Below are 15,029 nucleotides of genomic sequence, written 5' to 3' on the forward strand. Positions count from 1 at the left end.
TATTTTGAAACGGCGAATCTACCAATTACTTTTTTAATAAATTTATACCACATTTTAAAATTCATCAGAAAACCATAAGTCAACAGGTTGCCCAAAAGTCATAAAATATAATTGAAAAAATTTTTCTGCGCGCTCTTTTTCTTTGCTTAAATCAATCTTAGGATCATCTTCAGTTAGGCTTGGTGAGTGATGAATAAACTTGCCAAAGTAGCAATTGCAAAAATCCTGATATTCTCTGGTAAATAAGATGAATTGATGCCAAAGCAAATCAATTCGTTTATTTACCATAGAAAATGGCTCATTATCATATAAATAATTTAAAGCTAAAAATTTTTTTAATTCACAAAAATATAGATTATAATCTGTTAAATTCCCAAATAGCTGCGATGAAAGTACTGTTTTTTCTAAAAAAGGAGCACAATAGGCATCTAAATTGAGCGCCATATATTTATCATTCATTTCTTGGTTCAAAGGAGGGATAGCGATACTAATACTTATAATGGGCATAAAGGTTACTCTAATAAGTTAAAGTGAGAGTATGTCCAAATTAGTCTCAGTTTCATAATTACCACAATTTATCCAAACTCTTTTTAGCATTCTGAGTGAGTTTTTTTCGATTTTTGCTCTTCCATGCAAGATACGCTTGTTGTCAATTAATAGCATTTCGTTTTTATGTAGTCTTATCCTGATTAATTGCTTGCTTGCCTCTTCACTAACTGCATATTTAAATGCACTATAAATAGCTTTTTGGGATGGGCTCAGATTAAAATCTGGATCTGACCATGGCAAATAACAAAGGGCGTAGTGTCCAGCTATAGTTTTTTGTATAAGAGGTACTTCTTTATTTACACTATTTCCTATAGGATAAGTCACCATGATAGTTCCTAATAAAGTTAACTCCTCACAAGAGAAGTGCTTCAGAATTTGTCGACTATCTAGTAAGGCGCTATGCCCCTGATACGCATCTTGTTTTACGCAAAACCATCCTACAATATCAGCATCAGGGCCATCAGTATGAAAATCTATTTTTTGAGGTTGTTTATAAAGGCGGTCTGAACTTAATAGAATATTAATATCGCTTTTATTAATAATTTCCCCGAGAATATTAGCTAGTTCATAGAAATCTTCCAACGTAGAATTTGTAGAGACATGTACATACCCACTTTTTTTGAGCATATTTTTTATATAATTAATGCTGATATACTCTTCATAAGCTAAATCTTGGCTCATAACGTTGCTCAATTTAAGTTAATTTTTATCTGGAGGGATTAAACACTTAAGTAACTACAATGCTTGAAGTTCGGAAATTATGACATTCGCCATAGTCTGCCTATGTAAGAGGCAATGTTTGGTTTCCGTACTTTCAAAAGATTTATTTTCATACATTTTAACTGATGGTGAGCGTCCCCCGCATAATTTAAAATAATCACATGCTTGTTTACAGTTTGTAATACCATTCGCTATTTCTGTTTTTATTTTTCTAAAGTTTACATTTGCTTTTATTTCATTTAATTCGTTTATTTGTAATATATTCCCTATGACAAACTTATTGGGATCGCCATCTATTCCACTTGCCAATTCGGGACAATATGTTGAAATATTACCATTTCGTTGTATTGTAATTACATTTAGCTCCATTATTTCTTGTGGAATAGGATTAAACTCAACATTCTCTAAATTACCTGTAATATTCCTACACATTTCAACAAAATCACGAATATAGAGTTGATCTCTAATTGATAGCCATTGTTTAAATAATGCACGAATAAATTGAGCGTATTTCTGCTTTATTTCTTCGGAAACAAATTGATTTTTACCATCATTTATACTTGATGACGTATTAGCACCCACTGTTTCCTCAAGAGAAAATGATAAATGTGTAAATCCATGGTCTACAAAAAAACTTAATAGTTCATTTGGATAATCTAAAGTTTTTCTTGTAATAACACAAATTGCAGAAAGTGGAATTTGGTGTTTCTTAAGTAGCGCAACACCTTTCATTACTTGATCAAACGTACCTTTACCATTCCAACCAATACGGTTTGCATCATGAAGAAATAAGGGGCCATCTAAACTTATTCCAACTCTAAAAGAATGCTTTTTAAAAAACTCGCACCATGCATCTGTGATTAATGTCGCATTGGTTTGTACAGCATTAGAAATTTTTTTAGCATCAATGTTATATTGTTTTATTAAATCGATTACCCGTTCATAAAAAGGAGTACCAACTGCCAAAGGTTCCCCTGAATGCCATAGGAACATAACATCATTTGCGAGAAGCTCGCTTCGTAATATTTTTTTTAAGGTTATCTCTAATATTTCATCGGACATTCGCTCTGTATTTTTTCTTTCAGGGAGGTAGCAATATTTACAATTTATATTACAAAATGCAGATGCCTGTAAAACAACTAGTTCAGTTTTTTTTAACATAATCCATTTACCTAACATAAGAAAAAAACTACTATTTTCCTCTAAATTTAATATCCTTAGTACCTAAAAATAGAAATATGATACTAAGGATCAAGAGCAACAAATGTTAGCTAGTACATTGTGACCAGATTACTTTTGACCAGGATTCAGACATACTACTCTTAAAAAATTCATTATGTGGTAATAATTCTTTTACTTGTGTCACATCGATATGTTGTAATAAATTCTTAGTAACTTGTTTTGAGGTGTGGGTAGAGTGTTGTGTGGATTGATTAGACATCTCAAATTTTCCTTTTTTTAAATATTCAAATATTTATGATATAGCTAATGGGTAGCATAAGTTTTAAGTAGTTGCAGATCTCCCAAGTAAATCGAGAGATCTACATAAGCAATTAATGCTCATCCTTTTCAGAAAAGACACAGATGAAAATTGTTAATTAATTTCTTTTGAACATGAAATATATGCTTTATTATTTTTAGTTTTCTCAACATAGGTCAGTGTTAATTTGGCCGAAGAACGATTATCATCAAACATGACGGCACAAGTATCTTCAGCTCTAAAGTTACTATTCATTGGAATCAAATGTCCGTTAACTGAAACAGGAACTACTCCTACAGAAGAATGATTGTCTAACGGAAGATTTACTGCTGTTCCGGCCGGTACATTCAATAATTTCTCCTGGATTAAAGTTTTTCCATGATCTTCCACAATAGTTTTATATGCTACATTCATGCTTTCAGAAGTTGAGGAACCATTAACAAAAGTTACTTGATTGGAAAATGAGGCACTCGCAAAGCTTAGAAGTATCGCAGTAAGGGATGATTTAGAAAATTTAATATTCATAGTAAAGCTCCTTTTAGTGGTTAGATTCATCTATATCAAAAATCATTTTTTGTTTAACGTGGCGATTTTACTGACGAACTTTATTGTTGGCAAACCTTTTTTTAAGTGTTTATTAAGGCCCTATAAAATTAAATTCTTACCCCAATTTATTTTTCAAGAAGATTAAGAAGAGAAAATAGTTATTCATTCTTCTGGATGTATATTAATTTATTATTAAAATCAAAGAATAAGACATTTTTTTCATAATAATTAGATCCTACAAAACCATCAAAAGGGATTGATTTATCTAGAGAGCTAAGCATAAACCAGTTATTTGGAATAATTTCTTTATTTATAGAAAATTGTTGCGTTTTGATAACAGAGCAGCCTGATTCATTGTAATAAGCATCTCGAGGACAAGGCATACTGGATTTACTTATCATATCTGTGGCACGAATAATGGAAGGATTTGCGCCTGTGTCCCAAATCAATTTTTTAATCTCTCCATTTATTTTTGCCGTCGTTAAGATTCCACCTTGAAAATTAAATGGAATCTTTATCCAAGATGTTATGTCATAATTTTGAGGAGGTAGGTTAGCTTTAGTTAAAATCGCTCGTGAGTTAGCATAATCAAGCAATAATCCATAGTGTAAAAGCAACCGAAGGCCTATTACTCCATTTTTTGAGGCTTCAGTATATTTAAAATTGGCATCGTTCCCGCCCCACAACTTAGGCATTATTATGCCCTTGACGTTATATAAAAAAAACGTTCCGATTTTTAATTCAGGTATGATAAAAGTTTCTGCACAGAATTCAGATGAAATAGTTTTGCTACATTCTTTTTTAGAATGATAAACCACTTTAATATTTTTTAAAGCATATCGGCTTAACGCGAGCTCATACTTTGATGCTCCTGTATCTAAAATAACCGGAATATCTTTTCCCTGTATTTTTATACTGCATGAGGGCAATCCATGGACTTCATTACCCGTGTTAAACTTTAATGGTAATACAGTTTCTTGAATAATTTCCGCATGTAATACATTATGAAATAAAATATATACAATGAAAGTAGCCCTAATATTTCCTAGAAAATTTTGCACTTATTACTCCTTGTCATTCTCTAGCGATGAGTTCATATTGCTCTTGCTCGGATAAAAAACTACCTATTTGCGTACTCCAAAGAGATTTATACGTTTTTGACTTAATGAGCAAATCCTGATGGGTGCCGTCACTAATAATTTTTCCTCGATCAAACACAATAACACGGTCCATTTCCAATAATGTTGATAAACGGTGAGCAATGACAAGAGTTGTTTTTCCCTGCATTAAGTTCCATAACGAATCTTGTATATTTTTTTCAGTAACAGAGTCTAGCTGTGAAGTTGCTTCATCCAATATAAGAATCAATGCATTTTTAAGAATACATCTTGCGATTGCTATGCGTTGACGCTGCCCACCAGAGAGTTTAGTTCCTCTCTCACCAACTATTGTGTTATATCCTAAAGGAAGTGTGGAAATAAACTCATGAATCTGCGCTTGTTTGCATGCATTAATAACTTCCTCATCACTAGCATCAATTTTCCCATATCGTACATTTTCCATTATTGTACGATGAAATAATGAAGGTTCTTGCGGAATCACACCTATAGCAGAGTGTAGCGAGGCTTGAGTAACATTTCGAATATCATGGCCATCGATAAGAATGCTTCCTTCATCAACATCGAATAATCGAAGAATTAAATTAACAAATGTTGATTTTCCTCCTCCAGAATGGCCGACTAAACCTATTTTTTTACCTGCTTCAATAGTAATATTTTTATTTTGAAAAAGAGGTTGAATTTCTTTGTACTGAAAACTTACTTTATCGAAAAGAATTTCGCCTTTATTTACAGAAAGCTTTATGGCATCAGTTTTATTTAAGATTTCAGGCGTGGTATTTAATGTTTTTAATGCTTGGTCGACTGTTCCCCAGCTCGTTGTGAAATCACGAAGATGATTAGAAAGTTCAAACATCGTATCGGAAATTTTAAAGTTAAGCATAAAAACTAAAGCAAAATCCCCTGGAGAAATTAGATTTTTATGCTGCAAATAAAGAAGACCAATTAAAAATGATATCGTGTAAATAGAAACGAACCCACCTTGGATTATATAAAGCCTCATCAGAAAATAGCCTTGAGCGCGTCCTTCTTTTTTGAAATTTTCTGCTAAGTTGTGAAATATGCTCTTTTCCATTGTTGAATTTGTAAACAATTTTACATTTAATATATTTACTAAATAATCTGTTAAATATCCCCAAAGTTTAGCTCGAGATTCAGCATAACGCTTTGAAAAAGGAGTGGCTTTTTGTAATCCTATAATAGCAACCAAGAAGAAAAATAAGATCCATACAAATAACCCTATTACAAATAATATATGGACTTTAGCTAGTAATAATAATGTTAAAAAAAACGTCACTCCAAATTGAATAAATTGATGATTTATAGTTGTAATAAGTGTTGGGAGGAGACTAAAAGCATCACTAATTTTAGTTAAAATGTTTCCACTTAAATTATTTTGAAAAAAAGCATAGGAATAATAGCTAATTTTATTAGCCAATATCGATGCTATATGAGCTCTATACGAAGGGACAAAATTAGCATGCAACCAATCACTAAAGATCCAAGCTAGCGTTGTAACGATTTGAAATCCAGCGTATATATACACTAAACTCCAAATGCTAAATTTGCTATATCCACAAGCCGTATCTACCAGCAATTTAATAAGGTAGGGTTTAACATTATTATCTAGGGAAATTGCACATACCACAAAAAACATACCTAATAAATATTTTCTATAAGGTTGAGTGGAAATAAATATGAATTTTAATACAGACATCGTATTTTGCTCGGATAAAATAGTGTGCTTTAATTAGCTCTACCCTAATTATAGGTTCTGAAATCGAATTAGTATAATTACTCAAAGCCATAGAGAAAATTTGTTTACCAATAACTTAATAAATATAAAGAATATTAAATAACCGTACAATTTATTACGGAAAAAATAGGTTTATCACTAAAAATATCGTTTCGATAAACAGAGATTACATTTTTAGATAAGTAATTAAATTTTTCATATTCTTTTGCATTTTTACAGGCAGGAGTAGAATAGTGAATAGGATAATAATCGAGCTCGATAGCTGCTTTCTGTATTAATTCATTAAAGTTGATATTGTGAACAACAAAACTCACTGCTAAAAATAATATTACCCCTAAAATGTTGCTACCAAATCCTATCTTGTATATTTCATCATCTGAATATTTAAATTTATTCAGGAAGGGTCTAATAAAAGGTCTAAGAAACAAAGAGCCATAGCTGTAAATTATGAGAGCACCTGCTGTTAATTGTGCTTCTATAAGTATTAAAGAAAAAATTGAAATAATTGAACTAGTACGTGGAACATACATAGGATTATAGTTCAATGCTTCGTATATCAAGTTTGAAGTATAGACATCCGATAGTTTATAACTGATAAATGTTAACAATGAATAAGTGGTAAATAGTATGGAGTTTTTATTGCGTACTAAAGACGTTAAACAAATGATCGTAAATACAATGCTGGCTACCATCACTGGGACAAACACCAAAAAAGGAACGCCTAATATCAATGGTGAGAACTTCATCCATTTTACCAAAAAATATGAAATAATCATGAAAAACATGAAACTCAAACCAGGATGGTTATTTGCTTTTTTTAAATACTCAAACATCGTTTAATTCCTTTTAGAAACTCATGAAAATTTAAGAGTTAGATGAACGTCTTTAGTTATTTTGAAGCAGAGTTGCTGGTTTATCAAAATTTTCGCTATGGATTATACTCATAATATGCTAGAAATCGAAAGAGATGTCTATCCGTAATTTATTGTGGTTTATTGTAGTGATTTATTTTCATGTGCCCCATAAGTGCCCTATTTGAAATTTATGATATATAAAAATAATTTTAATTTTTTGATTTTAAATTAAATAAACAAATTTTACTGAAAATAATCACAGGACTCATAATCCGTTGGTCCTAGGTTCAAATCCTAGTGGGCCCACCAATAAAATCAGTTACGGTAGTTTTATCCATGTCCCATACGTCCCAAGGTTGCAAATTAAGCTGGGGCGGGTCTAGCCCAGTAATTACAAGGATGCCCCACTTGTCCCCTCTGTCCCTGTATTTTTTTATATGATCAAAGAAATTTATTCTCATTCCATTTTGGAGGAGCTTATTTTCCATATTAGCCGAACCGTTAACCCATAATGGACGAATTTTTGAGGCTGAACCAATGACTTTTTTGTTATTCCCCAAGAAATTTACCGCAATAACAGTAATTTATGAAATTTAATATAAAAAAATACACAGAAAACTAGGAAATTTGGTATATTTACCGCCATAACAGTAATTTATAGCGAATTAATGCAAAAAATGCGATAGTAAATTTATTTTTATCATTTTTACTGCTATAACAGTAATATATGATTAATTTATGGTGTTTCCATGCCCACACACGAGATTGCCAATTTAGTCCATTACTACCGCAAACACAGCGGCTTATCGCAACAAGAATTAGCCCGGTTAGCAGGTGTCGGCAAAACGGTTATATATGATATTGAAAAAGGGAAAGAATCGGTGCGGTTGAACACATTGCTAAAAGTGTTCGATGTTTTAAATATCCAAATGAAATTTGAAACGCCTTTTCCTCAAACAACGGATAATAATTCATGAGAAAAGCATGCGTATCAGTGAATGGCATTAAGGCTGGAACACTAGAAGAATTACAAGGTGGAACATATCAATTTACCTACTTTGATGATTATCACGGTGCACCAGTTTCTCTCACCATGCCGTTAACAAATAAGGTCTATGATTTTGACGTATTTCCCCCTTTTTTTGAAGGATTACTTCCTGAAGGCATTATGCTTGAAGCCCTATTACGTAAATATAAAATCGATAAAAATGATTATTTTAGCCAATTGATAATAGTTGGCCAAGATGTCGTAGGCGCAGTGACTATTGAGGAACTAAGATGAAACACTGTCCTATTACTTATGAAAAGATTAGTGACCAAGAAAACTATTCGCAACGTGGGTTGCATTTGCTTTCCCCTCAATTAAAAATCCTTAATCCATTAGACTTAAGTGCTGATGAGCAGCGACAGGAAGCAATTGCTCGGGTAGGAAAGATGTCTGTTCAAGGTGTGCAAAAGAAACTAAGTGCAAGGCTAAAGATTAAAGATGGATGTTTTGAAATCGTGGATCAAAAGGGTCATTATATTTTAAAACCACAAAATGATATTTATCCAGAATTGCCTGAAAATGAAGCCATTACGATGACTCTTGCAAAGACCATTGGCCTCGAAGTTCCGGTTCATGGTTTAGTTTATTCTAAAGACAACAGTTTGACCTACTTCATTAAACGGTTTGACCGAATAGGCCATAATAAAAAGTTAGCTTTGGAAGATTTTGCGCAGCTATCAGGTGAAGATCGACATACAAAATATAAAAGTTCTATGGAAAAAGTGATTGCAGTCGTAGAACAGTTTTGTACATTCCCAAAAATTGAATTCGTGAAATTATTTAAGTTGACGCTGTTTAATTTCCTGGTCGGCAATGAAGACATGCATTTAAAAAATTTTTCCTTGATTACCAGGGACAAGAAAATTTGCATATCACCAGCATACGATTTACTTAACTCAACCATTGCTCAAAAAAACACCAAAGAAGAACTGGCTTTACCTCTAAAAGGGAAAAAAAATAATTTAACAAAGAGTGATTTTCTTAAATATTTTGCCATTGAAAAATTAGGATTAAATCAGAACGTCATCGACGGGATCGTACAAGAGTTCCATCAGGTAATACCAGAATGGCGAGAGCTGATTGGTTTCAGTTTTTTATCTCAACAGATGCAGGAAAAATATCTCCAATTGCTAGATGAAAGATGCGAGCGATTAAATATCTTTTGATTAACTGATATCAGCTGTCATATGCTCAAGAATAAAATTAGCTACTTGTTGCATGGGCTTTCTCAACCGTTCAACATCTTTCATGATATACCCGGCTGTAACATCATTGTTCATTTTATGATTAAGCAATCGTTTTAAAGCATAAGCAGGTAAGTCCAAACTATCTCAAGTCATGCAAAGTAAATGGAACGCCTGATAACTCCTCTACCCTATTGACCGCTTTTTTAGGTTCATAGATATAACCGGTTTTACTATCAGCCGGAAATACAAATTCACTGGTTTTATTCCGGCTTCTGCGTTCCATTAGCTCATAGACAAAATCAGACATAGGCAGTGTATGGATTTCGTGGTTTTTGGTGTCTTGAAGGGTGATTGTTTTGGATTTGAGATCAATATCCTCCCAGCGCAAAGAGGCAGCTTCCATTTTTCGCATCCCAGTGAATAAGAGTAATAAAAAATAATCATGCCACAATAAGGCGTTGCGGTAATTATCGGTTTCCACCAATATAATGTTTGGGTTTTTCCGGAAATATGTTCGAGTTTATCAACGATGGTTTTGGTTAATTTAATACCCTTTTCAGCTTCCGCCATAATGGCGAATTTTAACTCCAAGTGCGACAATCATTTTTATACTATTGTATTAACAGCTATTATTTTATTCAATAATTCGTATACTACAATGCCCCGATATGTCAGGACGATGAAGATGATCTAGGCAGCAGAAGAAATGAAAACGATTAAATTAGGAGATAAAAGACTCCACGCACGGTTACTTTCCTTATTTGATAAATTAGGTAATTCGCCGAATCTAAGCATTCCGACGGCCTGTGGAGGGTGGCATGAAACAAAAGCAGCTTATTGTTTCTTTGATCATGAGCGAGTCACTCCAGAACGCATCTTAGGTCCTCATATATAGAATCTACTCTTTCTCGAATGAAACACCATTCGGTAGTTCTTTTACTGCAAGATACAACAACACTAAATTTTACAGAACAAAAAGAGCGTGAAGATATTGGGCCGATTAATCATGAGAAGCATTTAGATGTACTTTTACACCCTATTTTAGCTGTTACGCCTGAAAGACTATGTTTGGGTGTTTTTTCGAGATAATCATAAAATTCCTTTGGAGGAAAAAGAGAGTTATCGATGGCTAAAAGCGTATCGAAAGGCAAATGAAGTTGCATTGCAAGTTCCTGATACTTTGTTAAAAAAGAAGCGCCGCCGCCTAATAAACCTCCTCCATTGAACGCTAAGAAATTTTTATGAGCTTTTACATTCATTTTAGCGCTTTCCTGTTAGTAAAAGCGCTATTTTTTCGTATCTCCCAAATCAAAAACAGGGGTATAACAGGACATCATTTGATGATTTCCAGGGGGATTTTCCCATAACGAATCCCCATAACCACGGCTTGAGTTATATGTGATTGATAAACCCAATAGGGGTAAAACTTGCAGCATTGACATCGGCTCGGCATTAAAAACCAAGGGATGGCGGTTTGAGGATACACGGGTTATTGAGCCTAAACGCATCGAAAAACTCTTAGTGTTACTCTCATTAGGGTTTGTCTGGGCTCATCGCATCGGTGAATGGAACGCTTCTATTAAGCCCATTCCTCTTAAAAAATTACGAAATCAAAAAAGACCAAAAAATAGTTTTTTTCGATTGGGCTTAGATCAACTCAGAGATTTGCTTACTAACTCCAGAGTTCGTTTAAATTCGTTTTCTATATTCGCAAATTGGATTATCTTTAAACCACTAAAAACTGCTTTTTAAAAAATTGTCCGGCACAAAGGAAAATAAGAGGTGAAAAGCTATCCTCTTAATATTAACTTAAGTATCATGAAGTAAACTGACAAAGTGTTAAGCATTTAAGTTTTCTGATGATTGAAATATTTACAAAATTAGTTGAGATAGTAAAAAAACCGTTGGAATTTAAAGACGATTTAACAACATTATTAGATTACAATCAATATTTAGAATTATTAGAGTCTTTTAAGAAAAACAAGATATCTCTTATCATAGAATACTTTATTAAAAAAGCTTTAGAAATTATAAATAGCCCCTATGCGCATCCTCTAATCACCCAATATTTTAATAAAAATGAACTAGTTCTTCCCTTTACTAATTTTGAGCTTGAACCCAATAATATTTCTCAAATAAAAAAATTAATCAACGCGTTTCATCACGCCTTTTTAACCTTTAAAGATTTGGAAGATATTGATATTAGAAACATATCTCAATGCTATAGTGATTTAAAATTACTTCTGAGTAACACCATTGAAAGCGCTTATGAGGCAAGCTACCTAGTAACTCATTTAGATGTCGATTTAAAAGCTCTTTTTCAGGAAGAACTGAACTTCATTCTGCCCTATTTCTGCCAAATCCAGAACTATGCCAAAAGTCAGGCTGAAAATTTGCAAGGATTTATTAGTCAAAACAGAAAAAGTATTCAAAATACAAGCTACATAACAATTAATTTAGATGTTGATTTAGGAAAATTACCAAAAGAAAAATTTGATCTTATTCAGTTACATCTCACCTACATTGAACCGTTTGCTGAATATTGTACAGAAAATCTTAAAGACGTTATTAGCAAAGCCTTAAAAAACTCAGTTACAAGCCATTTAACCTATCGTTTAGGTATTAATTTACGAGGAATCTCACAACCAGACCGCGATTTCATTCAATTTCATCTGAACCCCATAGAAAAATTAGTTACACTGGACATTAAAGAAATACCATTTAACTATAAAATAGGTGAAATTACAGGAATGGCCGCTGATCAAATGCGACCAATTGGCGGCGATGTAGATTATAACTTTCTTACTAAATTCAGTGCTCGTTTACCTGCTTACATTCACCAATTAACACATTACATCCAAAACTATTCATCACAAATTAAAGAAAGCCAACCCAAACTTAACCAGGAAAAATTGAATGAATTACAAAATGCCGCTTTAAGTTTATTGAATGATATAGAAAAACTTAAAGGAAATAATCTATTCATTTCACTTAAATTTCTAAATTACATTCATATTATAAGTAATATTATTACCTTATCTATGAGCACCCTTGAGCAAATTGGTGAATTAACTGATTCATCACAAGATGTAGTACGCGATAATTTGGCACAGCTCAAATATGACATTTTACCTACGTTATTTGGCTTAGTGGATAAAATTGAAGTCAATTGTCTGGTTAAACCCGGCACATTATCCAACCCATTAATGGAGCAAGTACAAAAATTATATCAAGCTTTACTTTATTTACCCAAGAAAGTAATTGATTTCAATACCAAAGGCCAAGAATTACTCTATATTGAAGATTCACGTTTTATTAAATTAAGATTAGATCAGGCTTTCAAGCGAATTATTAATGCCAAAAAAGCTCTTTACAAAACGGATGAAATAGAGAAAGTTGCTTTAGACAACTTTTTTTCCGAATTAAAAAAGCCAGAATACCAAACGCTTAGTCTGCAGCAATTACCTACTTCCATAAAAGAAACACTTAGTGGCTACTACAAAATTATTAAACCACTCATGGCACAACTGGATGTTGATTTCAACGAACAAGTAATTACTAGCTTAACAGGGCCTGAATCTTGGTCCTCTTATTTGAAAAAACCTATATTTTGGCTAGGAGGCACATTGCCGACAGAACACGTTAGTCGTGTTTTAGCAAAACAAAAGGCTTTAGAAAATTTAATCCTCAAGAATAAAAACAGCCAATTATTTTATATTATGCTGAATGAAAAACTTATTGAGTTTATACATGCACAAACAAAGTTGATTTTATTTCCTTATCATAAAATTGAAAACGTGTTTGCCATCAATGAATCAATACCTCTAGGGATTAAAAGTGATGAAATAGAATGCCCTCTTGGAGAAGAAAAATTAAAATTTATCAAATCATGCGACGACATTTTACTGCAAGACCGGAACCAATTAAGTGCTGAGCAATCCTTAGAGCTATACCTATGGTATCAAAATGAGCTTAAAAAATTAGAGATCTCAAAAAAAGCATACACTGACTTTATCAACATATTACCAACTATAGATATTTGGGACCTTAAAAATGAGGATAGAGACACTTTAAGTAAGTTATATAGTATCATTCAGCCCTATTTCATTGATGCGGTACCACAAGAATCTCGAGAAACAGCACTAAAATTTGATAAGCATTTGATTGACATATTATCAAATAAATTAGTTAACTATAAAAATGCTCCTACGTTAGGTACATTCTTAAAATTAAATCGACATTTATACGAATGTTTTGCCACTATTGACACGACCTGGAAACAACAAAGTCAAGAATATATTGACCTTGCTATGGAAAAATTCCGCAGTGAAAATGATGCTACCAAGCTTGTGCTTAATACTAATAACGAGGTAAGAGCACATCATCTCCTTAAAAACACTAATATTTCCCATAGCATTTCTGAATTTAGAACTGACTTATTTGCTTTAGTTGGATTATTTAATAAAACAATACAACACGAATTAGTGCCTGAAAAATTTGGAATCCCCTATCCTGAGATGGAAGATCGAAAAGATACCAATATACATTTAAAACAAAGCAGACAGGTGCGCGCGATAAAAGATCTTTATAATAGTCTTTATCACTTGGAAGGAATTGCCCTCGCATTAGAAAAATTAAAAAATGAAAATTTAAGTACCACAGAAAAAGAAGAGCTTTACGCTAAATATACAAACATTAAATACTATTATTACGTATTGCTAACTCAAAAGGATAAATATTATGCAAAACTTAAAAAAGGCTTTTACGTATATTACTTACTACAAGCTTACCAACACATCAACGAAATCATTAAATTAACGACCCGACTCGCAACCGATCCTCACGGCGAATTCTTTCTCCAGGAATTAATGAGCAAAGCGCAAAATATTTATGCTAGCTTTCAAGAACAAACTGAAGCATACCACCCGCCACCCGAGCAAATTTCTTCGACAAACTCCGTACAATATAACTCATTACGGCATGTGCTCAATGTGTTCTACATTAGCCCTAAGCATATTAAGGTATTAAATAATAAGAACAATTTAACCGCTGAAGAACAACAACGATTACAAAAAAACGCTGAAAAAGCGACGAAAACTATTACGCAATTAATTAATGATTCTGATTCGTATTTTAAGTTATTCTTACAATCACCAAACATGTTGCTACTGTATAGAGAACTAACCCAAAAACTCAACGAATTTACTACGACCATTCATAATGGCGTCCTCGATAATTTAGACAAAATACGCGCAACACTATTGACCCCTATGGTTCTTGAAGCAGATAGTTGGGAAGATAAATTTGGACTTAATCCTGGTACCTTGTCTGAGCCATTAAAAAAAATCACTGATGAATATTACAAAGGGTTATTGCATCCTCTGAATTTACATTCTAAAAAACACATTGCATTAGTCTGTAATGAAGAACCATTAAAGCAAAGAATGAGGATTACTGACAACAAAATAGACGAAGCGACAAAAAGTATAGAAAAAAAAGAAAAATCCTATAAAGGTATTGTCGAATTATACGAGAACATAACAGAGTATAAAAAATTACTTCAAACAAAAGATAAAACATCACCTTATATTATAGAAATTAGAGAAAGTATTCAAAAAATATATAAAACAGTTTTGCCTAAACTAAACAAAATTAAAGAAAAACAAAAAATTCATATTGAGCGATCATTTAAAGATGAAGATCATCTATTTGATGATTTTTGTAATGAAGGTCTTAAAGAATATGAGCCTCATTTTACCGAAGTTGAGGAG

The 15,029-nt window shown here is 32.6% G+C and carries 15 protein-coding genes and 1 pseudogene; 6 read left to right on the forward strand and 10 right to left on the reverse strand.

Annotated elements, in window-relative coordinates:
- Positions 1–54: 54 nt before the first annotated feature.
- From WA877_RS05905 to WA877_RS05940, 8 genes are all read right to left on the reverse strand, one after another.
- The gene (locus tag WA877_RS05905) at positions 55–507 is read right to left on the reverse strand and encodes a glycine-rich domain-containing protein (protein WP_425170004.1); all 453 of its coding nucleotides are present in this window, start codon (positions 505–507) and stop codon (positions 55–57) included.
- Positions 508–525: 18 nt separating this feature from the next.
- Positions 526–1,230, reverse strand: coding sequence for a TauD/TfdA family dioxygenase (locus WA877_RS05910; protein ID WP_425170005.1), 705 nt, complete (start codon positions 1,228–1,230; stop codon positions 526–528).
- A gap of 54 nt (positions 1,231–1,284) precedes the next feature.
- On the reverse strand, positions 1,285–2,430 hold the full coding sequence (gene grrM, locus WA877_RS05915; protein WP_425170006.1) for a cyclophane-forming radical SAM/SPASM peptide maturase GrrM/OscB: 1,146 nt from the start codon (positions 2,428–2,430) through the stop codon (positions 1,285–1,287).
- A gap of 106 nt (positions 2,431–2,536) precedes the next feature.
- Positions 2,537–2,710, reverse strand: a complete 174-nt coding sequence (locus WA877_RS05920) for a hypothetical protein (RefSeq protein WP_425170007.1) — start codon at positions 2,708–2,710, stop codon at positions 2,537–2,539.
- A gap of 153 nt (positions 2,711–2,863) precedes the next feature.
- Positions 2,864–3,274, reverse strand: a complete 411-nt coding sequence (locus WA877_RS05925; RefSeq protein WP_425170008.1) for a hypothetical protein — start codon at positions 3,272–3,274, stop codon at positions 2,864–2,866.
- 179 nt (positions 3,275–3,453) lie between these two features.
- Complete coding sequence (locus WA877_RS05930) at positions 3,454–4,356, reverse strand: aspartyl protease family protein (protein ID WP_425170009.1); 903 nt, start codon at positions 4,354–4,356, stop codon at positions 3,454–3,456.
- Between the two features lie 13 nt (positions 4,357–4,369).
- Entirely contained in the window at positions 4,370–6,130 is a 1,761-nt protein-coding gene (locus tag WA877_RS05935) for an ABC transporter ATP-binding protein (protein WP_425170010.1), read from the reverse strand.
- A gap of 134 nt (positions 6,131–6,264) precedes the next feature.
- Positions 6,265–7,002 carry a hypothetical protein gene (locus WA877_RS05940; RefSeq protein WP_425170011.1) on the reverse strand — a complete coding sequence of 246 codons (738 nt, stop codon included), beginning with the start codon at positions 7,000–7,002 and terminating at the stop codon, positions 6,265–6,267.
- Between the two features lie 770 nt (positions 7,003–7,772).
- On the opposite strand from WA877_RS05940, the gene WA877_RS05945 reads away from it, so the two are divergent.
- From WA877_RS05945 to WA877_RS05955, 3 genes are read left to right on the forward strand one after another with little or no spacing between them, the layout of a single operon-like run.
- On the forward strand, positions 7,773–8,000 hold the full coding sequence (locus tag WA877_RS05945) for a helix-turn-helix transcriptional regulator (RefSeq protein WP_425170012.1): 228 nt from the start codon (positions 7,773–7,775) through the stop codon (positions 7,998–8,000).
- Positions 7,997–8,305: a HipA N-terminal domain-containing protein gene (locus WA877_RS05950; protein WP_425170013.1), complete on the forward strand. Its 309-nt coding sequence runs from the start codon at positions 7,997–7,999 to the stop codon at positions 8,303–8,305. The genes WA877_RS05945 and WA877_RS05950 overlap by 4 nt, the downstream gene beginning before the upstream one ends.
- On the forward strand, positions 8,302–9,237 hold the full coding sequence (locus tag WA877_RS05955; protein WP_425170014.1) for a HipA domain-containing protein: 936 nt from the start codon (positions 8,302–8,304) through the stop codon (positions 9,235–9,237). The genes WA877_RS05950 and WA877_RS05955 overlap by 4 nt, the downstream gene beginning before the upstream one ends.
- On the opposite strand, the pseudogene WA877_RS05960 reads toward WA877_RS05955, so the two are convergent.
- Positions 9,238–9,748, reverse strand: a pseudogene (locus tag WA877_RS05960) (tyrosine-type recombinase/integrase); the annotation flags it as partial.
- Positions 9,749–9,964: 216 nt separating this feature from the next.
- On the opposite strand from WA877_RS05960, the gene WA877_RS05965 reads away from it, so the two are divergent.
- On the forward strand, positions 9,965–10,153 hold the full coding sequence (locus WA877_RS05965; protein WP_425170015.1) for an IS4/Tn5 family transposase DNA-binding protein: 189 nt from the start codon (positions 9,965–9,967) through the stop codon (positions 10,151–10,153).
- A 109-nt stretch (positions 10,154–10,262) separates the two neighbouring features.
- Here WA877_RS05965 and WA877_RS05970 read toward each other — a convergent pair whose 3' ends face one another.
- Complete coding sequence (locus tag WA877_RS05970; protein ID WP_425170016.1) at positions 10,263–10,517, reverse strand: hypothetical protein; 255 nt, start codon at positions 10,515–10,517, stop codon at positions 10,263–10,265.
- 139 nt (positions 10,518–10,656) lie between these two features.
- Here WA877_RS05970 and WA877_RS05975 point away from each other — a divergent pair, with 139 nt between their 5' ends.
- Positions 10,657–11,010: a hypothetical protein gene (locus WA877_RS05975; protein WP_425170017.1), complete on the forward strand. Its 354-nt coding sequence runs from the start codon at positions 10,657–10,659 to the stop codon at positions 11,008–11,010.
- Positions 11,011–11,117: 107 nt separating this feature from the next.
- Positions 11,118–15,029: hypothetical protein (locus WA877_RS05980; RefSeq protein ID WP_425170018.1), on the forward strand; the 3,912-nt coding region annotated here is incomplete at its 3' end.

It is taken from the genome of Legionella sp. (assembly GCF_049790535.1).
GTDB lineage: Bacteria > Pseudomonadota > Gammaproteobacteria > Legionellales > Legionellaceae > Legionella.

Coding starts and splice junctions, on each gene's coding strand:
- WA877_RS05905 (WP_425170004.1), bottom strand. CDS start 507: ATGCCCATTATAAGTATTAGTATCGCTATCCCTCCTTTGAACCAAGAA.
- WA877_RS05920 (WP_425170007.1), bottom strand. CDS start 2,710: ATGTCTAATCAATCCACACAACACTCTACCCACACCTCAAAACAAGTT.
- WA877_RS05935 (WP_425170010.1), bottom strand. CDS start 6,130: ATGTCTGTATTAAAATTCATATTTATTTCCACTCAACCTTATAGAAAA.
- WA877_RS05940 (WP_425170011.1), bottom strand. CDS start 7,002: ATGTTTGAGTATTTAAAAAAAGCAAATAACCATCCTGGTTTGAGTTTC.
- WA877_RS05955 (WP_425170014.1), top strand. CDS start 8,302: ATGAAACACTGTCCTATTACTTATGAAAAGATTAGTGACCAAGAAAAC.
- WA877_RS05965 (WP_425170015.1), top strand. CDS start 9,965: ATGAAAACGATTAAATTAGGAGATAAAAGACTCCACGCACGGTTACTT.
- WA877_RS05970 (WP_425170016.1), bottom strand. CDS start 10,517: ATGAATGTAAAAGCTCATAAAAATTTCTTAGCGTTCAATGGAGGAGGT.
- WA877_RS05925 (WP_425170008.1), bottom strand. CDS start 3,274: ATGAATATTAAATTTTCTAAATCATCCCTTACTGCGATACTTCTAAGC.
- WA877_RS05950 (WP_425170013.1), top strand. CDS start 7,997: ATGAGAAAAGCATGCGTATCAGTGAATGGCATTAAGGCTGGAACACTA.
- WA877_RS05945 (WP_425170012.1), top strand. CDS start 7,773: ATGCCCACACACGAGATTGCCAATTTAGTCCATTACTACCGCAAACAC.
- WA877_RS05910 (WP_425170005.1), bottom strand. CDS start 1,230: ATGAGCCAAGATTTAGCTTATGAAGAGTATATCAGCATTAATTATATA.
- grrM (WP_425170006.1), bottom strand. CDS start 2,430: ATGTTAAAAAAAACTGAACTAGTTGTTTTACAGGCATCTGCATTTTGT.